General features: G+C 38.0%; 15 protein-coding genes, 25 tRNA genes and 1 rRNA gene. 1 reads left to right on the forward strand and 40 read right to left on the reverse strand.

Annotated elements, in window-relative coordinates; all coding sequences use genetic code 11:
* Nucleotides 1-181: 181 nt before the first annotated feature.
* From ACFCT9_RS04910 to ACFCT9_RS04920, 3 genes are all read right to left on the reverse strand, one after another.
* Nucleotides 182-1,456, reverse strand: a complete 1,275-nt coding sequence (locus tag ACFCT9_RS04910; RefSeq protein ID WP_412521328.1) for a dicarboxylate/amino acid:cation symporter — start codon at nt 1,454-1,456, stop codon at nt 182-184.
* 145 nt (nt 1,457-1,601) lie between these two features.
* A complete protein-coding gene (locus ACFCT9_RS04915; protein ID WP_412521330.1) occupies nt 1,602-2,228 on the reverse strand; it encodes a response regulator in 627 nt (208 codons plus the stop codon).
* Nucleotides 2,203-3,357: a GAF domain-containing sensor histidine kinase gene (locus ACFCT9_RS04920; RefSeq protein WP_412521332.1), complete on the reverse strand. Its 1,155-nt coding sequence runs from the start codon at nt 3,355-3,357 to the stop codon at nt 2,203-2,205. The genes ACFCT9_RS04915 and ACFCT9_RS04920 overlap by 26 nt, the downstream gene beginning before the upstream one ends.
* A 137-nt stretch (nt 3,358-3,494) precedes the next feature.
* Here ACFCT9_RS04920 and ACFCT9_RS04925 point away from each other — a divergent pair, with 137 nt between their 5' ends.
* Complete coding sequence (locus tag ACFCT9_RS04925; protein WP_412521334.1) at nt 3,495-4,322, forward strand: RluA family pseudouridine synthase; 828 nt, start codon at nt 3,495-3,497, stop codon at nt 4,320-4,322.
* A gap of 60 nt (nt 4,323-4,382) precedes the next feature.
* On the opposite strand, the gene fumC is transcribed toward ACFCT9_RS04925, so the two are convergent.
* The 37 genes from fumC to rrf all read right to left on the reverse strand — a co-directional run bounded on the left by fumC (nt 4,383) and on the right by rrf (nt 17,926).
* Complete coding sequence (gene fumC / locus ACFCT9_RS04930) at nt 4,383-5,771, reverse strand: class II fumarate hydratase (protein ID WP_023016261.1); 1,389 nt, start codon at nt 5,769-5,771, stop codon at nt 4,383-4,385.
* 144 nt (nt 5,772-5,915) lie between these two features.
* Nucleotides 5,916-6,329 (reverse strand): hypothetical protein, encoded by a 414-nt coding sequence (locus tag ACFCT9_RS04935; RefSeq protein WP_412521337.1) that lies wholly within the window; start codon nt 6,327-6,329, stop codon nt 5,916-5,918.
* A 132-nt stretch (nt 6,330-6,461) separates the two neighbouring features.
* The gene (locus ACFCT9_RS04940; RefSeq protein ID WP_412521339.1) at nt 6,462-7,061 is read right to left on the reverse strand and encodes a glucosamine-6-phosphate isomerase; all 600 of its coding nucleotides are present in this window, start codon (nt 7,059-7,061) and stop codon (nt 6,462-6,464) included.
* 155 nt (nt 7,062-7,216) lie between these two features.
* Nucleotides 7,217-7,687, reverse strand: a complete 471-nt coding sequence (gene trmL, locus ACFCT9_RS04945) for a tRNA (uridine(34)/cytosine(34)/5-carboxymethylaminomethyluridine(34)-2'-O)-methyltransferase TrmL (protein WP_412521341.1) — start codon at nt 7,685-7,687, stop codon at nt 7,217-7,219.
* Nucleotides 7,688-7,692: 5 nt separating this feature from the next.
* Nucleotides 7,693-8,817, reverse strand: coding sequence for a tRNA epoxyqueuosine(34) reductase QueG (queG, locus tag ACFCT9_RS04950; RefSeq protein ID WP_412521343.1), 1,125 nt, complete (start codon nt 8,815-8,817; stop codon nt 7,693-7,695).
* 119 nt (nt 8,818-8,936) lie between these two features.
* The gene (gene argB, locus ACFCT9_RS04955) at nt 8,937-9,692 is read right to left on the reverse strand and encodes an acetylglutamate kinase (protein WP_412521345.1); all 756 of its coding nucleotides are present in this window, start codon (nt 9,690-9,692) and stop codon (nt 8,937-8,939) included.
* 9 nt (nt 9,693-9,701) lie between these two features.
* On the reverse strand, nt 9,702-10,925 hold the full coding sequence (argJ, locus tag ACFCT9_RS04960) for a bifunctional glutamate N-acetyltransferase/amino-acid acetyltransferase ArgJ (RefSeq protein WP_412521347.1): 1,224 nt from the start codon (nt 10,923-10,925) through the stop codon (nt 9,702-9,704).
* A gap of 15 nt (nt 10,926-10,940) precedes the next feature.
* A complete protein-coding gene (gene argC / locus ACFCT9_RS04965) occupies nt 10,941-11,969 on the reverse strand; it encodes an N-acetyl-gamma-glutamyl-phosphate reductase (RefSeq protein WP_412521349.1) in 1,029 nt (342 codons plus the stop codon).
* A 19-nt stretch (nt 11,970-11,988) separates the two neighbouring features.
* Nucleotides 11,989-12,711 carry an amino acid ABC transporter ATP-binding protein gene (locus ACFCT9_RS04970; RefSeq protein WP_412521351.1) on the reverse strand — a complete coding sequence of 241 codons (723 nt, stop codon included), beginning with the start codon at nt 12,709-12,711 and terminating at the stop codon, nt 11,989-11,991.
* Nucleotides 12,704-14,179 carry an ABC transporter permease subunit gene (locus ACFCT9_RS04975; protein ID WP_412521353.1) on the reverse strand — a complete coding sequence of 492 codons (1,476 nt, stop codon included), beginning with the start codon at nt 14,177-14,179 and terminating at the stop codon, nt 12,704-12,706. The genes ACFCT9_RS04970 and ACFCT9_RS04975 overlap by 8 nt, the downstream gene beginning before the upstream one ends.
* A 145-nt stretch (nt 14,180-14,324) precedes the next feature.
* On the reverse strand, nt 14,325-15,383 hold the full coding sequence (locus ACFCT9_RS04980; protein ID WP_412521355.1) for a PTS transporter subunit IIC: 1,059 nt from the start codon (nt 15,381-15,383) through the stop codon (nt 14,325-14,327).
* 195 nt (nt 15,384-15,578) lie between these two features.
* Nucleotides 15,579-15,663: transfer RNA gene (locus tag ACFCT9_RS04985), tRNA-Leu, on the reverse strand.
* 6 nt (nt 15,664-15,669) lie between these two features.
* Nucleotides 15,670-15,744 (reverse strand) — tRNA-Gly (locus ACFCT9_RS04990).
* Nucleotides 15,745-15,757: 13 nt separating this feature from the next.
* Nucleotides 15,758-15,832: transfer RNA gene (locus ACFCT9_RS04995), tRNA-Gly, on the reverse strand.
* A 15-nt stretch (nt 15,833-15,847) separates the two neighbouring features.
* Nucleotides 15,848-15,922: transfer RNA gene (locus tag ACFCT9_RS05000), tRNA-Gly, on the reverse strand.
* An 8-nt stretch (nt 15,923-15,930) separates the two neighbouring features.
* Nucleotides 15,931-16,005: transfer RNA gene (locus tag ACFCT9_RS05005), tRNA-Cys, on the reverse strand.
* Between the two features lie 8 nt (nt 16,006-16,013).
* A tRNA-Gln gene (locus ACFCT9_RS05010) sits at nt 16,014-16,085 on the reverse strand.
* 12 nt (nt 16,086-16,097) lie between these two features.
* Nucleotides 16,098-16,170 (reverse strand) — tRNA-His (locus ACFCT9_RS05015).
* Nucleotides 16,171-16,172: 2 nt separating this feature from the next.
* Nucleotides 16,173-16,246 (reverse strand) — tRNA-Trp (locus tag ACFCT9_RS05020).
* 12 nt (nt 16,247-16,258) lie between these two features.
* Nucleotides 16,259-16,342: transfer RNA gene (locus ACFCT9_RS05025), tRNA-Tyr, on the reverse strand.
* A gap of 5 nt (nt 16,343-16,347) precedes the next feature.
* Nucleotides 16,348-16,423, reverse strand: a tRNA-Thr gene (locus tag ACFCT9_RS05030).
* A gap of 5 nt (nt 16,424-16,428) precedes the next feature.
* Nucleotides 16,429-16,501: transfer RNA gene (locus ACFCT9_RS05035), tRNA-Phe, on the reverse strand.
* 17 nt (nt 16,502-16,518) lie between these two features.
* Nucleotides 16,519-16,594 (reverse strand) — tRNA-Asp (locus tag ACFCT9_RS05040).
* 12 nt (nt 16,595-16,606) lie between these two features.
* A tRNA-Met gene (locus tag ACFCT9_RS05045) sits at nt 16,607-16,680 on the reverse strand.
* 24 nt (nt 16,681-16,704) lie between these two features.
* Nucleotides 16,705-16,797: transfer RNA gene (locus ACFCT9_RS05050), tRNA-Ser, on the reverse strand.
* Nucleotides 16,798-16,809: 12 nt separating this feature from the next.
* A tRNA-Ile gene (locus tag ACFCT9_RS05055) sits at nt 16,810-16,883 on the reverse strand.
* Between the two features lie 26 nt (nt 16,884-16,909).
* Nucleotides 16,910-16,983, reverse strand: a tRNA-Met gene (locus ACFCT9_RS05060).
* Nucleotides 16,984-17,012: 29 nt separating this feature from the next.
* Nucleotides 17,013-17,088 (reverse strand) — tRNA-Ala (locus tag ACFCT9_RS05065).
* A 32-nt stretch (nt 17,089-17,120) separates the two neighbouring features.
* Nucleotides 17,121-17,194: transfer RNA gene (locus tag ACFCT9_RS05070), tRNA-Pro, on the reverse strand.
* A gap of 11 nt (nt 17,195-17,205) precedes the next feature.
* Nucleotides 17,206-17,279: transfer RNA gene (locus ACFCT9_RS05075), tRNA-Arg, on the reverse strand.
* Nucleotides 17,280-17,295: 16 nt separating this feature from the next.
* Nucleotides 17,296-17,384, reverse strand: a tRNA-Leu gene (locus ACFCT9_RS05080).
* 7 nt (nt 17,385-17,391) lie between these two features.
* Nucleotides 17,392-17,466: transfer RNA gene (locus ACFCT9_RS05085), tRNA-Gly, on the reverse strand.
* A 3-nt stretch (nt 17,467-17,469) separates the two neighbouring features.
* Nucleotides 17,470-17,551 (reverse strand) — tRNA-Leu (locus ACFCT9_RS05090).
* Between the two features lie 7 nt (nt 17,552-17,558).
* Nucleotides 17,559-17,634: transfer RNA gene (locus ACFCT9_RS05095), tRNA-Lys, on the reverse strand.
* Between the two features lie 6 nt (nt 17,635-17,640).
* Nucleotides 17,641-17,716, reverse strand: a tRNA-Thr gene (locus ACFCT9_RS05100).
* Nucleotides 17,717-17,724: 8 nt separating this feature from the next.
* Nucleotides 17,725-17,800: transfer RNA gene (locus tag ACFCT9_RS05105), tRNA-Val, on the reverse strand.
* 11 nt (nt 17,801-17,811) lie between these two features.
* A 5S ribosomal RNA gene (gene rrf, locus ACFCT9_RS05110) occupies nt 17,812-17,926 on the reverse strand.
* Nucleotides 17,927-17,942 lie beyond the last annotated feature (16 nt).

Below are 17,942 nucleotides of genomic sequence, written 5' to 3' on the forward strand. Positions count from 1 at the left end.
TTGTTATGGTGTTTTATACCCTTATTCTATTATGGCGAAAATTTGCGATATTTCAAGTCATTTTTACATTTTAAGTTAATTTTACCTTAAAGTAGAAATATTCACTTCACAGTTAAGTCATATTTAAACGTATTAAAAAAGACTGAGACGTTTCTAGAACATCCCAAGCCTTTGTAACTTGCTATTTACTGAGTGCTTTTCTATCTTCTTGTTTAGAAATCATGAAGGCACATGCTGCATCCCCTGTTATATTTACAGCTGTACGTGTCATATCTAAGAGTCTGTCTATACCAATAATAATACCGATAGCTGCTGGATTTAAATCAACGGCAGTTAACACCATTGCTAACATTATTAAGCCAACACCCGGTACACCTGCAGTACCGATACTTGCGATGACCGCAATCACAATAACTGTCAAAATTTGCAAGATCGTCAATTGAGCGCCCGAAATTTGCGCAATAAAGACTGTAGCTACCCCTTGCATAATGGCTGTACCATCCATATTAATTGTGGCTCCAAGCGGTTGCACAAAGGATGCTATCGCTGGGCGTACACCCATTTTCTTTGTACATTCCATTGAAACTGGCAGTGCAGCGTTTGAACTTGAACCTCCGAAACCAATTGTTATCGCTGGAATAAAGCCTTTAAAGAATTTAATCGGACTATCTTTCGCAATAAACTTGATCGTACCGCCATAAATTAAGAAGAAATGTAAAATTAAAGCAGCTAAAACAACGATAAAGTATAAACCAAGTTGTTTAATTGCGCCAAGGCCTGCACCTGTAAATGCATGTGCGACTAAACAAAATGTGCCAATAGGCGCAAATACACGCATTATCATAGAAATAATGTACATCAGTATTTCATTGAATTGTTCAAAGAACTGCCTGACGATTAATGCTTTGTCACCTAATACCATCATCCCGATACCTATAAAAATCGAGAAGGTAATAACTTGCAACATGTTCCCTTGTGTCATAGATTCAATTGGGTTCTTTGGAAACAGGTTAATCAATGTCTGATCAAACGTTTGATTCGCTGGCGCTTCTGCCCCTTCACTTTGTTTATCTAACGTTTTTTGATAAGAAGAAACCTCAGTGCTCTTCATTAAATCCGAATGACCTGCCCCAGGTTTTACGATTAATGCCAAAACAATTGCAATCGTAATCGCGATGGCTGTCGTACATAAGAAAAAGACTAATGTCTTTAAACCTATGCCGCCTAATAACTTTGGATCTCCAACACCAACTACACCCAGTACAATCGATACAAATACGACTGGTACAACGAGCATAAAGATTAAGTTTAGAAATATTTGACCCACAGTATTAAAGAAATATTGGTCGACCCCTTTAACTAAACTTGTATTTGCGTAAATATCGCAAATAGATCCAATCACAATCCCTGCTACGAGTGCAATGACGATATTGATGGTTAACTTTTTACTCTTCATATGTCTCATCCCCCTTTGTATACTTCTATTATAGTCTAATTTTACATAAATAGTAAATGTACATTTTATTGTGCTATTTTTCACAAAATAAATAAACGTATATGAAAGATATTAGTATCATCTTTCATATACGTTTAATGTTGAATTAGATAAGTTTATTTTCCATTGCATAAATAGCTGCTTGTGTGCGGTCACTGACTTGCAGTTTAGAAAAGATATGGCTGACATGCGTTTTGATGGTCTTTTCAGATACAAATAGTGCTTCCGCAATTTCGCGATTTGTTTTACCTTTCGCCATTTCTTTTAACACATCTTTTTCTCGATTTGAAAGTTTATTAATATGATGCGGCTTTTTCGCGACATTCTCCATCACTTTTTGTACTTGTGGATGAATCATTTTTTCTCCTTGCAGTACTTTATGTATGGATGTGATAAGCTGTTCAGGCTCTACATCTTTCATTTCGTAGCCATCTGCCCCTTTATTAATAGCTGAAATGACATGTTCATCATCCGCATAGCTCGTCAGTACTAATATTTTAATTTCTGGATAGTGTGTTTTCAGATATTCTGTAACTTCAATGCCATTCATCTCTGGCATCACTAAATCAAGCAGTACAATATCTGGGGGTTGTTGACTTTGTTCTAACTCAGCTATAAATGCTTTGCCGTTCGCAAAAGCGCCTTGTACATTTAAATCATCAATCGTTGAAATCAAAAATTCCAAACCTTGACGTACAATGTAATGATCATCTATCAAAACGACTTGATTCATGATTTGTCTCCTTCTCTGTATGAGTCAATGGTACACGTAATCGTATCGTTGTCCCTTGTCCCAATTTAGAATTTATCTCCATTTTCCCTTGTATTTGTTTAATGCGTTGACGCATATTGTAAATACCGTGGGAAGTTTGGTCAATCCAATCCGGATTAAAACCTGCACCGTTATCTGAAATCACCATATCAAAACTGCCGTCATGTTGATGCAAGTGTATGTGTGCTTGATTGGTTTGCGCATGCTTTTTAATATTATTCATGGCTTCTTGCAAAATGCGATAACTATGTTCTTCAACACTGCTAGACAAATCAATAAGACCTTCTACTTCTATTTCAGGTTGAATCCCAATTAAATGGCTGTATTGTTTTAACGCACTGACTAATCCATGTTCTAATCCAATGGGTTTTAACTGCCAAATTAACGCTCTCATCTCATTCACAGCTTGTTGGCTCGTTGTCTCAATCGTTTCAAATGCCTTTTTCGCAACAGGTTCTTTTGTCATCCCATACGCAGCATGTGCAGTCAGCTTTAAAGAAAACAGCATCTGATTAACAGAGTCATGTAAATCTCGTGCTAATCGGTTGCGTTCATTTAAACGCGCCGCTTCTTTCTCTTTATTCGTTAATTCAATACGCTTAATTGTAGAACCAATTTGAAATGCCACGGATTCTAACAGTTCCAAATCCTCTTCTGAATATTTTATAGTATCAGGTGAAGCAACATTTAATAAGCCAAACCGTTCATTTCCTGAACGTAATGGAACCGTCGCATGATGTGTAATCCCTTCCGATTCATCCGCGTATTCTTGATTTGCGGCACTGATTCTAGAACAATGAATGATATTCGAGGCTTTCATTAACTTTTCACTGTGATAGGCTTGTACACACCAACACGTCCCTTCTCGCATGCTTTGACAATCATGCTTCGTTAAAGAACACGGTAATTGGTAGTCAGCAGCCATTTCATGTTCCCCAGCTTCATTGATGAAGAAAATCCAGCCAGTTGTAAATGTGCTGCCTTCAATTAAAAGTTTTAATGCGCCGTGCATCATGGTATAAATTTCGGTTTCTTCATTTAGATATTCGGCTATCTCTTTTAATAATGCCAAACGGGTCGGTTTAACCACAGTGCTCACCTCACTCATCTTTAATCTTATTTTTATTATACCGATTCACTCTATATAACGATAGCATTCTACTTGAACACGCAACTATCCTCCCTCAGAATATGTTATGATATTAAGGAACAATCGAGGAGGAAGTTATGGAATTTAAAGTACCTGAACAATATAACGGCTATACATTAAGAGAAATTTTCCAAGATGTGAAGTTACCAAAGAAAGAACTGCATCAATTAAATATGTCAAAGGCCATTACCATTAATCAAGCACCTGCACAGTTGTCAGCAAAAGTGCAACAAGGAGACCTAGTATTTGTCCCGACTCCAGACGAAAAAAGCAACTATTTACCAAGTTATCGTTATGCAGATGTTTATTATGAAGATGCAGATATTGCGATTATTAAAAAGCCTAAAGGCGTTAAAACACATCCAAACGACTTAAAAGAAAGCAATACATTGATGAATCATGTGATTTATACTTTAGACAGTGATTATGTTGAGCCCATTCATCGACTCGATCAAGAAACAGTTGGCTTGTTGATTGTCGCTAAAAATCCATTGATGAAAAAATTATTGGATCGTATGTTAGAGGAAAATCAAATTTCTAGAATTTATAAAGCAGTCGTTAAAAGCTTATTACCGCTTAAGCCGCAAACCATTGATCAGCCTATCGGTAAAGACAAGTTCCATCCAAACCGCAGACGGGTCTCACCAACTGGTCAACAAGCGATTACACATATTTTAGATGCACGTATGCTGAAAGAAAACGAATGCGAATTAGATATTAAATTAGATACTGGACGTACACACCAAATCCGTGTCCACTTAGCCGCAATCGGTCATCCAGTCATTGGTGATCCGTTATATGGCGATTCTAAGTTGCGCCAATTACGCTTACACAGTCATAAAATAGAATTTATCCACCCGTTAACGAAGGAAAAGATTTCTGTATCATTAGATGATAAAAAATAATAAAGAAAAGGAGAAGGCCGCGGCCCTCTCCTTTTTACATTGTATTGTTATAGATAAAGATTATTCTTTTGGTTCCACCATATTTTCTGGTTTAATCCATTCATCGAATTGTTCTTCTGTTAAATAACCAGAATCAATAGCTGATTGTTTAAGTGTAATACCTTGTTTATGTGCATTTTTCGCAATTTTCGCTGCTTTTTCATAACCGATATGTGGGTTTAAAGCAGTTACTAACATTAATGAACGGTTTAGATATTGATCGATATTTTCTTCGATTGGTTCAATACCTTGTGCACAGTTTTCGTCAAATGTACGCATACCATCTGCAAGCAAGTAAATAGATTGTAATGTGTTATCCATAATTACAGGTTTGAATACGTTTAATTCAAAATTACCTTGAGACGCCGCAATACCTACGACTGTATCGTTACCCATAACTTGTACAGAAACCATTGTCAACATTTCACATTGAGTTGGGTTCACTTTACCTGGCATGATTGAAGAACCTGGTTCATTTTCAGGAATACTGATTTCAGCTAATCCAGCTCTTGGACCAGATGCTAACCAACGGATATCATTTGCGATTTTCATTAAGTCAGCTGCTAAAGCTTTTAATGAACCATGCAATTGTACTACTTCATCATGTGCAGTTAAGGCATGGAATTTATTTTCAGAAGATACAAATGGATAACCCGTGTTTTCTTTAATATTTGCTGCTACCATATCACCGAATTTAGGGTGTGCGTTAATACCTGTACCTACTGCTGTACCGCCGATTGCTAAGCTTAATAAATGCGCTTTCGATTCACCTAATAATTGGTCGCATTTATCAAGCATATAACGCCAGCCACTGATTTCTTGTCCTAAACGAATAGGTGTCGCATCTTGTAAGTGTGTACGTCCAATTTTGATAATGTCATGGAAATCTTTTTCTTTTTTCGCGAATGTATCACGTAATTGTTTTAAAGCAGGTTCTAAGTTTGCTTCGATTTCATGATACAACGCAACATGCATTGCAGTTGGGAATGTATCGTTAGAGCTTTGTGATTTATTCACATCATCATTAGGATGAACTGTTTCTTCGCTGCCATGTTTTTTTAAGTAATCATTTGCTACGTAGCTGACTACTTCGTTGACGTTCATATTACTTTGCGTACCGCTTCCTGTTTGCCATACAACAAGTGGGAAGTGTTCATCAAGTTCCCCTTTGATGACACGATCACATGCAAAGACAATAGCGTCTTTTTTAGCTTCACTTAATTTACCTAATTCAAAGTTAGCTAAAGCTGCTGCACGTTTAAGTTGCGCAAAGCCGTATACAACTTCAATTGGCATACGTTCTTTACCTACTGGGAAATTACGTTTACTTCTTTCAGTTTGAGCACCCCAGAACTTATCCCCAGGTACTTCAATTTCTCCGAATGTATCATGTTCAATTCTTACTGACATTTGACTTGTCTCCCCTTTATGTTTGGTATTTATCATAAGTATAGCATTAAACGATTTTAAATTAAATCTCTATATAGTTAACGCTTACATGTCTCTTAATGAAAAAATGAGCCTAGCAAGCTAGACTCAAATTCATACAATCTATTATTTAGTTCCGACATTGTTAAATGTATGCTTAACAGCTTTAATTACTGCAACCGCAGTCAAAATATATAAGATGATACTAATCACTAATAGCACTGGGCTGATTTGAATTAATGTACCGAATATGCCAGTTAAACTGTTGTAGAAATCACCAAGCGGTTTAAACAAAATAAATGTCACAGCAATACAACAAACTACACTGATAATAACCCCTTTTTGATTACTCTTAATAAAGAGTTGCGGATCTCGTTGGCTGACTAGACCTTCTGATAAATTCATTTGCAGCTTGACGACACGAAATAAGACGGGCAAATAAAGTGCGCCTAACGCAATTGGAAAACCTTTGATAGATAGTAATCCAAAGATGGTAGTGGCTACCATTAATAGTTTCCAATGTTTATGTAAATTTTGCATGGAAATGTTCCTTTCTGAAATTACTCATTCAACAAAATAATAAAGGAAAAAGGCGCTGAACACAAACTAAATCCGAGTTATGTATTTATTCTTCAACATAACTCGGATTGAATTGATTGTTTATGATTCAACTTAAGCGAAACGTTCAGTAAAGTACTGACGTACATCTTCTGGTAAACCAGCAGCTGCCGCTTCATCTAAAATAACATTCACCATACGGTGTGCTTTTAAGTCAGAAGGAACATAGCTTGAGTTGCCATTTTCGTTATATAATTTGTTGACTAAGTCTGCTTTGTCAGCACCTGTCACAATTAAAATCACTTCACGTGCAGGCATCACACCTGATTTAACCGCTACATCTAAGCTGCCTTTATCATTAATTGTTAACACTTGTAATGTAAATTTTGCTTTATTTTCTTTTGATTTAATGTTTTCTTCAATAAATTCAACAACACCGTCATTATATGATAATTCATATACTTGTGTATCCGGTACACCTAATGTTTGATAATATGATTTGTTGTTATCATAATCTAAAATATTGATTTGACTGAAATCAACTGGGTTACGTAACACGTTTTGTTTTAAGTCTTCTAAAACTGGCGCGTTGTCATCTGCTAGATGCACACCCATGATTGTTGTTGGATTATTATTAAATGTCTTTCTGATAATGTCTGCAGAATAGCGTGCAGCTTTATCCGCAGTTGGAAAAACCTTAAAGTTCATTGCCATAATGTACACTCCTCTAATTGTTCTCGGTTCGTATATCACTTCAATTGCTACATTATTTACCCTGTTCTCAAAAGAAGTAAACGCCTAGATATACGTTATAGTTAATTCTATTATACCTGTTTCGTTTCGTGATTTCACTCAAACCCAAACATCCTTTAGTGTAAATCAGGATAATTTTGTTGTCTTAATGCTTCATAGACTAAAATTGCTGCGGTATTAGATAAATTTAAAGAGCGAATATTATCATTCATTGGTATTCTTAATGCTGTTTCAGCATACTTCTCTTTCACCCAGTCTGGTAAACCTGTTGTTTCACGTCCAAACACAAAATAATGATTTTCTTCTGAATTTGAATAATCAAAATCAGTGAATGTAGTTTGACCGAACTTTGTGATGAGATAGTAATGGCCTTCAGTTTTTTCGAAAAATTCTTCGATATTTTCATAATAAGTTATATTTACATGTGCCCAATAATCTAATCCTGCACGTTTCAACATTTTATCATCAGTGCTGAATCCTAATGGTTTAATCAGATGCAAATGTGCATCCGTACCCGCACATGTTCTTGCGATATTCCCTGTATTTGCAGGAATTTGGGGTTGATATAATACGACGTGATTTGTCATGCTACTTAATTCCTCTTTTCTAATCCTTTTAACATTTCTTCTTGTACTTCATCTATTTCACCTGCTAAATGCGTTTCGATAAATTCACGCGCATCTTCGCCTGCAATTTGTCCGATTGCCCAATAAGCTGTTGCTCTGATCATCGGTCTTGGATCATTTAATGCGACTTCTTTTAACTCTGGCAATGCTGATGTCTCATTAAAATGTGCTAATGCAATAATCGCATTGCGTTGAATCGGCTTTTTACCTCTCCAAGCCCCTGCTAAATGTCCATACGTGTTTTTGAATTCTTTATTACTCATTTGTAATAAAGGAATTAAACGGGGTTTTAAAATTTCAGGTTCTAATACAATATCATCATGTTCTGTATTAATCCCTCTATTTTTAGGACAGACTTGTTGACACGTATCACAACCATATAAACGATTACCGATTTTGTAGCGATATTCATCCGGTAAATAGCCTTTTGTCTGTGTCAAAAATGAGATGCATTTTTGACTGTTTAATTGCCCATCTCCTACTAAGGCACCTGTTGGACAACGGTCGACACAAATTGTACAGTCACCACAACTGTCAAGTATTGGATCATCAGGTTCAAATGGGATACTGACCAGCATTTCACCTAGATAAGTCCATGTTCCTAAGTCAGGATTAATCACAAAACCATTTCTTCCTGTGAAGCCAAGACCCGCACGTTCAGCTACTGCTCGATCTGACAGCACACCTGTATCTACCATTGATAACATTTCAACATCAGGTACACGTGATTGAATAAATGCGCCTAATTTATCTAGACGCTTTCGCATAATTGTATGATAATCCTGTCCCCATGATGCCCTTGCAAACATCCCTCTTCTATCGCCTCGAACACTCTTTGGTGCACCCTTCAATTTATTCGGGTAACCTACTGCAATAGCAATGATAGATCTTGCGGTCGGCATTGATAACTTGGAATTCACTCTTAATTCAATATCTGATTCCTCAAAACCAGATGCATATCCTTTGGCATGATAGTCCACTAACTTTTGTTTAAGCTCATCAAATGGATCCGCAGTCGTAAAACCAATACTGTCTATTCCGATTTGATAGGCATATTCAATAATCTCTCTTTTTAATTGTTTATTATCCACCATAATGCCTCCATATCCATGGTCCATTTTGTATTTTAACACACAATGCTTCACAACAAGCTACAATTCCCTCAAAAAATAAAGCCGATATCTTTCAATCGATATCAGCTCATGCTTCATTATTTATAAATTTTTGTGCCAATCTGTTGGCCTTCTTGATACTGTTTAATGATGTTTGCTTCATATCCTGGTGCAATCACGATTTCCTTAACTCCCGCTTCTAGTGCATCTGAGGCATCTTTCAACTTTGGAATCATACCGCCTGTAACGATATTTGAAGCAACTAATGCATCAATCTCAGAAGATTGGATTTCTGAAATCACTTCATCATGATTTAATACGCCTGGAATGTCGCTTAATATAACTAAAGGCGCTCGTAATGCGGCAGCGATTTTATACGCAAGTGTATCCGCATTAATGTTATAGAATTGATTATGATATCTGCCAACAGAGGCCACAACTGGTATATAATTTTTGCACAATTGGAGAAACACATCTTGATTAATATTCTCTGGTTCAGCAACATAGCCTAATGCTTTGTCGTTTGGACGACATGTGAAAATAGGAAAATACGCTCCATTAATACCAATGAAATTTTGTGCGCTTTCATTCGCTTGTTCAACAATGCCTACGTTTACTTGGCATAATAATGTATTCACAACAATATTCAACGTTTCAAGGTTAGTTTTTCTGATACCATTAACAAATTCTGGTTCAACACCCTTCTCTTTTAATGCTTCATTAATCATTGGACCACCACCATGTACAATGATTGGATACCAACCTGTTGTTTTGAGTTGTGCAATTTGTTTATATGTCGTAGATGTTAATTGATTGAGGATACTGCCACCAATCTTAATAATAATAAACTGCATAAACAAACCTCACGTTCTGTATGAAGCATTAATACGAACATAATCATAGGATAAATCGCATCCAAATGCTTCCTGACTAAATTTTTCTTTACCTATAGTTGCGATGACTTCAATATAATCCGCACTCATTTTCTCTTTTAAAGCCGACTCATCAAATAAGACAGGTAAACCGTTACTCACGACCAAAGTATCACATAACCAAATATTGACATCATGCGGCTTCACTTCCGGATAGACATTGCCAATCGCTGATGCCAAACGACCAATATTAGGATCTTCTCCAAATAATGCTGTTTTGACTAAGTTAGAAGAAATAATGCCTTTAGCTGTCTGACCCGCTATGTGTTTGGAAGGAGCACCATTAACTTTAACACGCACTAATTTTGTGGCTCCTTCACCATCTTTCGCAATAGACATGGCTAGGTATTGCGCAACTTTGAAAAATGCCGCTTTAAATTTTGCCCATTCGGCATGTTGGGGTGACAATGCCTCATTTTCTGCTAAACCATTGGCATATACTAATACCATGTCATTGGTACTGGTATCGCCATCAACAGTAATCATATTGAATGTATCATTCGCAACTGATTTTAATAAAGCATGCAGATAGTGACTTTCGATTTTGGCATCTGTTGTGATAAAACCAAGCATGGTTGCCATGTTGGGATGAATCATACCTGAACCTTTTGCGGTTCCGCCAATTGTGATCGTTTTTTGGTTAATTTCAACTTCCACCGCAATGTGTTTTGAAGCCGTATCAGTCGTTAAAATCGCATTGTTAAAATAAGTACTTTGATTATATTCAGGTTGTTTGATTTGAGAACACCCATATTCAATTAAATCCATCGGCAACAACGTTCCAATAACACCTGTAGAAGCAATCGCGACTGAATCTGTTGGTATTTCCAATGTTTGTGCAGCACGACTGCGCATGGCTAAGGCATCTCGATAGCCTTGTGGACCCGTACAAGCATTCGCAACGCCAGAATTCACAATAATTGCGCGCATTTCATGGTTTAATGCGATACTTTGTTGTGTTACTTTAAGCGGTGCTGCTTGAAAGGGATTTACAGTATAAATCCCTGCTGCTTGGGCAGGAACTTCACTGATAATCCAACCAAAATCACGTTTTTGCTTTTTTAAACCGACATGAAGACCGCCGGCTTTAAACCCTTTAGGTGAAGCGACGTCACCTTGTTTTAAAACTTTAAATTCTTGTTGTGTTTGATTCATCGTTGTCACCTTCTTTTATGGATATACAGGTGTAAAATCTAATCCTGTTTGTTCATCTAGTTTGAATAATTTATTCATATTTTGTATTGCCTGACCACTTGCGCCTTTGACTAAATTATCTATTACAGACACAATAATTGCGGAGTGTGTAGTTTCATCAACATAAATGCCAATATCACAATAATTACTTCCCGCAACTTCTTTGGTGGCTGGGAAGGTCCCTTGTTCTCTTAATCTGACAAACGGTTTATCCGCATAAGCTTTGTGATAAATACTTCTGATTTCTGTTTCTTTAATAGGCTGTTTAAAAGTCACATAACATGTGGCGAGTATTCCTCTGTTCATCGGCACAAGATGCGGTGTAAACCTTACATTTATCTCTTTATTTGCTACTTGAGTTAAATATTGATTAATTTCTGGTGTATGTTTGTGTTTTCCAATCGCATAGGCTTGAAAGTTTTCGTTCAACTCTGGAAAATGGGTTTGCTGTTTAATAGATCTGCCAGCACCAGAAACACCTGATTTGGCATCAATAATAATTTGGTCTTCACAAATGACATCCGCTTCTATCAACGGTGCGAGTGCTAAGAGTGAGGCCGTCGGAAAACATCCTGGATTAGCTATCAAATTAACATTTTCATAATCTGACTGATATTCTGCTAAACCATAAACAGCTTGATTCAACCACTGTGATGATAATGGATACTCATTGTAATATTGATGGTAAACTTCACGATCTTTCAAACGGAAATCACCTGATAAATCAATGACCTTTATCCCTTTTTCTAATAAACTCGGCACATAGTTTTTACATACATTTGAAGGTGTCGCAAAAAAGATAATATCGCAATCTATTTTTGAAACATCTAACTCAGTAAACATAATATCTTTATGATAGAGATGTGGAAATGTATATTTAATGGATTCCTGTGCTTTAGAATGAGAAAAAACATATTTAATATGTGCAGCAGGATGATGTTGAAGTAATCTAATAAGTTCAATCGCTCCATATCCACTGCCACCTACTATACCTACTTCAATCATCGCTGCCATCTCCTTGTTGTTATAAGACGCGTTTTAAAAATTGTTGTGTTCTTTCATTTTGCGGATTACCAAAAATTTCTGAAGGTGTCCCCGCTTCAGCTACAATACCATCTGCCATAAAGACTACTTTATCACTGACATCTCTCGCAAACTGCATTTCATGTGTTACAACTACCATGGTCATGCCTTCTTTCGCAAGTTCTTTCATAACTTGAAGTACATCACCCACCACTTCTGGATCCAGCGCTGAAGTTGGTTCATCAAAAAGTAACACATCTGGGTGCATTGCTAATGCTCTAGCAATCGCAACCCTTTGTTTTTGTCCACCTGATAATTGAGCTGGGTAACTGTCACCTTTATCAGACAAACCTACTTTGTTTAATAACTCTTGAGCTTCTTGTTTTAAAGTCGCCGTATCTGTATGTTTAAGTAATTTCGGTGCTAACATAATGTTTTCTAAGACGGTTTTATGTGGAAATAAATTGAAGTTTTGGAAAACCATTCCCATTTTTTGTCTTAAATCATTTACTTTCACATCTTTGTCTAAAATGTTTGTACCTTCAAAAATAATTTCACCGCTATCAGGTTGTTCTAAAAGGTTGATACAACGTAGTAATGTACTTTTACCTCCACCAGATGGTCCGATGATCGCCACAACTTCCCCTGCTTTAATTTCTAATTCGATATTCTTTAAAACTTCATTACTGCCGAAGTTTTTCTTCAAATGTTTAATATTAATCACTGACTTTCATTCTCCCTTCAAAGAAGTTCATGACTCTTGATAATACAAAGGTTAAGACAAAGTAAAGAATTGCTGCTACAAGTAATGGTGTGAATGGATCAAATGATGCACCTTGTACAACTTGTGCATTAAACATAATCTCACTGACACCAATGACTGATACAATTGATGATTCTTTAATAACTGTCACAAACTCATTACCTAATGCAGGTAAAATATTTTTAATAGCTTGAGGTAAAATAATTGTTTTAATTGTTTGACCGTAGCTTAATCCTAAACTTCTTGCTGCTTCAGTTTGTCCTTTATCAACAGCGTTAATACCTGCTCTGATAATTTCCGCAATATAGGCCGCACAGTTGATAACCATCGCAATCATCCCGCATATTAATGCTGAGATATCCCAACCTAATACCGCAGTTGTACCGAAGAATACTAAGAATACTTGTACAAGCAATGGAGTGCCTCTAATAAATTCAATATATACTGAAGCCAACCATTTCAAAGGTTTGATTGAACTTAATTTCATCAATGCGAAAAATGCGCCGAATAAAGCACCGAAGACTACGCCAACAATAGATATTAAAATTGTATTTTTAATACCTGTCATAAAGAATGAGCCGTATTTCGTAAAGAAGTTGCCTTCTTCTTCCATAGATTGTGCGGCAATCTCTTTATATTTCGGAATTAAGTTTTGATCTTTCACATCTTTTACTGACTTGTTTACTTGCGCAAGTAATACGGGTGCGTTTTTAGGAACCGCAATCGAATTATCTTTATCTGGTTCATGGAATTTAACCTTCGCAAACCCTAATTCAGGATTTTGTTGTAAATATGCTTCGGCTACAGGTCTTTCGATAATGGCACCATCTACTTTACCGCTTTTTAATGACATAATCGCTTCCGGTAAACGCGTTAATGAATGCACATCCGCATTTTCAATTTCTGTTTTAGCTAATTGTTCTTGTGTTGTTTGTTTTTGTGCTGCGATTCTTTTATTATCAAAATCACGTAATGATTTATATTTATCTATCTCTGTTTTCTTAACGATAATAGATTGTCCAGATTTCATGTAGAACTCTGAGAAGTCTACTTCTTTTTTACGTTCTGGTGTTGGTGTCATCCCAGAAATAATCATATCGATTTTTCCAGTTTTCAAAGCGCCAAGCAAGCTATCAAATGACATGTTTTCAATCTTTAGTTTAAGATGGTTATCTTCCGCAATTTTTTTGGCTAATTCAATATCAATACCTACATATTCACGCTTACCATTTTTTGTTGATTCAAACTCATATGGTGCGTAATCAGCAGATAATCCAACCCTTAACTCTCCTCTTTGTTTGATTTTATCCCATACCGGATCTTGAGCTTCGGCATGCGCTTTTAAATTAAATAACGGTAAAATGATGCCGCATAAAAATACCGTACATATGAATACCTTAATTAAGTTTAATGCTTTCTGTTGTATCATAGTGGTGTCCTCCTTAACTTATGGAATTATTATACATATGAATGTATCAATATGCAATAGTTATTTTAAATTTTCTGATAATTACTGATAAATATGTTAAAACGCCATAAAAAAACCTTGTTCGTATTTGAACAAGGTTGAAGTGTTATTGTTTTGGTATATCAAATTTGTAAATGTCACTACTATATCCAGGTAAGAACTTCTTACACAATTGATGGATAATAAAGCCGGCCCCAAATGGAATCACAAAGTATCCTAGGAATAAGAAGATAATATTCATCATCGGATCACCTTCCATACGGTTAAATGCATTGATAGGTCCTACTAGCCCTGTATAGCCGAACCCTGCTGACATTGGCGTTCCTTGAACTTTGAAGAAATATGCGACTAATCCAGCTACTAAGCCGTTTAACGCAAGTGGCACTGCGATAATTAAATGTTTGAAGTAAACAGGAATCATCATTTTCGCTGCACCAATGATTAACACAATGTTTACACCTGCTTTATTGACAGGTAATGAACCCCAAATAAATGTCACACATGCAGCCACAATACCTAAGTTACCTGCACCACTGCCTAAGCCAGTTAATGAAATCGCAGTGGCAATCGCAACTAATGAAATTGGTGTTACCATTAGTAATGCGTATGTCATCGCAATTAATATACTCATTAGTAAAGGATTTAATTCAGTAAACATATGAATCATTGCGCCTAATGCTTTTGTGATATGTGATACATAAGGCAAAATAACTAAACCGATAAATCCTGAAACGACAGGAATGACAACTGGCAATACGATCATTTCAAGGGAACCTAATTTGCCGCTTAATAAAATAATCAGCAAACATGCAATCATAACGACGATGATGATATTAATAATATCGCCGATTCCTTTTAACCCTAATCCTTTAGAAGTAAATTGAAGTGCACCAGAACCAATCATTGCTGAAGTACCGACCATTACAGCTGATGGTCCACTAAATTTAAACTGATGTGCTGCTAGAACACCAATAATAAATGCCATAAATGACTGAATCGCTATAACAATTTGGAAAATAGATTCTAAATAATGATTACCGTTCATGAAAAACTTAAGAATTTCACCAAGTAATGCATTCGGTAATAAGGCTACAACAACCCCTGCGCCGACCGCATTCAAAATATTACTAAAAAACACTTTTGCGTTTAACTCTGATTTAGCCATAAGATTACTTTTTCCTCCGTTCTTTAACTATTGTTTAATCATATGATATTTTTCACAAAATAACAATATGAAATAGAAATTAAACGCGAAGCAATGCTGTTTAACTGGTATATTTGGAGATAAAACGCAAAAAAACCAATTAAAAAGAGTATAAACACTGAGTCATCAGTAGTTATACTCTTCTTAATTGGCTAGTACCGGCGGCCGGGGTCGAACCGGCACTCCATTAGCTGGAACGGGATTTTGAGTCCCGCGCGTCTGCCAATTCCGCCACGCCGGCTTAATATGGAGCGGAAGATAGGATTTACACCTATACCTCGTTCCGGGAAGGAACGTGTTCTAAAAGTTGAACTACTCCCGCAGAAAATAAAAAATGGAGCGGAAAATAGGATTTGCACCTATACCTCGTTCCGGGAAGGAACGTGTTCTAAGAGTTGAACTATTCCCGCATTAAATAAAATATATGGAGCGGAAGATAGGATTTGCACCTATACCTCGTTCCGGGAAGGAACGTGTTCTAAAAGTTGAACTACTCCCGCATAATTCATGGAGGCGGCAACCGGATTTGAACCGGTGAATAAAGGTTTTGCAGACCTTGGCCTTACCACTTGGCTATGCCGCCAAAAGTAACTGGGCTAACTGGATTCGAACCAGTGAGTGACGGAGTCAAAGTCCGTTGCCTTACCGCTTGGCTATAGCCCATTAATAATAAAGGGCGACTGATGGGAATCGAACCCACGAATGTCGGAACCACAATCCGATGTGTTAACCACTTCACCACAGTCGCCATGGCAGGGGCAGTAGGAATCGAACCCACATCAAAGGTTTTGGAGACCTCTATTCTACCGTTGAACTATGCCCCTATTTAAATAAGATGGTGGAGGGGGGCAGATTCGAACTGCCGAACCCGAAGGAGCGGATTTACAGTCCGCCGCGTTTAGCCACTTCGCTACCCCTCCAGAGATGGTGCCGGCCAGAGGACTTGAACCCCCAACCTACTGATTACAAGTCAGTTGCTCTACCAATTGAGCTAGGCCGGCAAATATGGTTCAGGACAGAGTCGAACTGCCGACACATGGAGCTTCAATCCATTGCTCTACCAACTGAGCTACTGAACCATAATGAAATTAATGAATGGCGGTCCCGACGGGAATCGAACCCGCGATCTCCTGCGTGACAGGCAGGCGTGTTAACCGCTACACTACGGGACCTACATAATAAAATTGCGGGAGGCGGATTTGAACCACCGACCTTCGGGTTATGAGCCCGACGAGCTACCGAACTGCTCCATCCCGCGATAATAATATTTTTATAAAATAAATGGCGGAGGAAGAGGGATTCGAACCCCCGCGAGCCGTTAAGCCCCTGTCGGTTTTCAAGACCGATCCCTTCAGCCGGACTTGGGTATTCCTCCAAAAAAATTATATGGACCTTGCAGGACTCGAACCTGCGACCGAACGGTTATGAGCCGTTAGCTCTAACCAACTGAGCTAAAGGTCCTAAATAATTTTACAACTAATAATTAGTGGCGGTGGAGGGGATCGAACCCCCGACCTCACGGGTATGAACCGTACGCTCTAGCCAGCTGAGCTACACCGCCATTGTATAGGTTTATGTTGTAATTAAATATGGTGGAGACTAGCGGGATCGAACCGCTGACCTCCTGCGTGCAAAGCAGGCGCTCTCCCATCTGAGCTAAGCCCCCATATTCATTTAACAATCCTTTTTCTAAGGTTATCGGGAAGACAGGATTCGAACCTACGACCCCTTGGTCCCAAACCAAGTGCTCTACCAAGCTGAGCTACTTCCCGTAGAAAATAAGCGCGCCCGATAGGAGTCGAACCCATAACCTCTTGATCCGTAGTCAAACGCTCTATCCAGTTGAGCTACGGGCGCATCTTTATAATATTTATGGTGCCGAGGACCGGAATCGAACCGGTACGATAATCACTTATCGCAGGATTTTAAGTCCTGTGCGTCTGCCAGTTCCGCCACCCCGGCAAAAAAATGGAGCAGAAGACGGGATTCGAACCCGCGACCCCAACCTTGGCAAGGTTGTATTCTACCGCTGAACTACTTCTGCATATGCGGGTGAAGGGAGTCGAACCCCCACGCCGTAAGGCGCTAGATCCTAAGTCTAGTGCGTCTGCCAATTCCGCCACACCCGCGTTAAAATGGTGAGCCATAGAGGATTCGAACCTCTGACCCTCTGATTAAAAGTCAGATGCTCTACCAACTGAGCTAATGGCTCTTGAGATGGTGCCGGCCAGAGGACTTGAACCCCCAACCTACTGATTACAAGTCAGTTGCTCTACCAATTGAGCTAGGCCGGCTATTTAAATGGTGGAGAATGACGGGTTCGAACCGCCGACCCTCTGCTTGTAAGGCAGATGCTCTCCCAGCTGAGCTAATTCTCCAAATATAGATTGCCTGGCAACGTCCTACTCTTGCGGAACGTAAGTCCGACTACCATCGGCGCTAAAGAGCTTAACTTCTGTGTTCGGCATGGGAACAGGTGTGACCTCTTTGCCATTGTCGCCAGACAATGGAATGTATTAT

The organism is Staphylococcus simulans (genome assembly GCF_047037175.1).
Classification (GTDB): Bacteria; Bacillota; Bacilli; order Staphylococcales; family Staphylococcaceae; genus Staphylococcus; species Staphylococcus simulans_C.

Coding starts and splice junctions, on each gene's coding strand:
- argJ (WP_412521347.1), bottom strand. CDS start 10,925: ATGAATCAAACACAACAAGAATTTAAAGTTTTAAAACAAGGTGACGTC.
- argC (WP_412521349.1), bottom strand. CDS start 11,969: ATGATTGAAGTAGGTATAGTAGGTGGCAGTGGATATGGAGCGATTGAA.
- ACFCT9_RS04935 (WP_412521337.1), bottom strand. CDS start 6,329: ATGCAAAATTTACATAAACATTGGAAACTATTAATGGTAGCCACTACC.
- ACFCT9_RS04915 (WP_412521330.1), bottom strand. CDS start 2,228: ATGAATCAAGTCGTTTTGATAGATGATCATTACATTGTACGTCAAGGT.
- ACFCT9_RS04910 (WP_412521328.1), bottom strand. CDS start 1,456: ATGAAGAGTAAAAAGTTAACCATCAATATCGTCATTGCACTCGTAGCA.
- ACFCT9_RS04940 (WP_412521339.1), bottom strand. CDS start 7,061: ATGGCAATGAACTTTAAGGTTTTTCCAACTGCGGATAAAGCTGCACGC.
- ACFCT9_RS04980 (WP_412521355.1), bottom strand. CDS start 15,383: ATGGCTAAATCAGAGTTAAACGCAAAAGTGTTTTTTAGTAATATTTTG.
- ACFCT9_RS04975 (WP_412521353.1), bottom strand. CDS start 14,179: ATGATACAACAGAAAGCATTAAACTTAATTAAGGTATTCATATGTACG.
- argB (WP_412521345.1), bottom strand. CDS start 9,692: ATGCAGTTTATTATTATTAAGATTGGTGGCAGTATCCTCAATCAATTA.
- ACFCT9_RS04925 (WP_412521334.1), top strand. CDS start 3,495: ATGGAATTTAAAGTACCTGAACAATATAACGGCTATACATTAAGAGAA.
- trmL (WP_412521341.1), bottom strand. CDS start 7,687: ATGACAAATCACGTCGTATTATATCAACCCCAAATTCCTGCAAATACA.
- fumC (WP_023016261.1), bottom strand. CDS start 5,771: ATGTCAGTAAGAATTGAACATGATACATTCGGAGAAATTGAAGTACCT.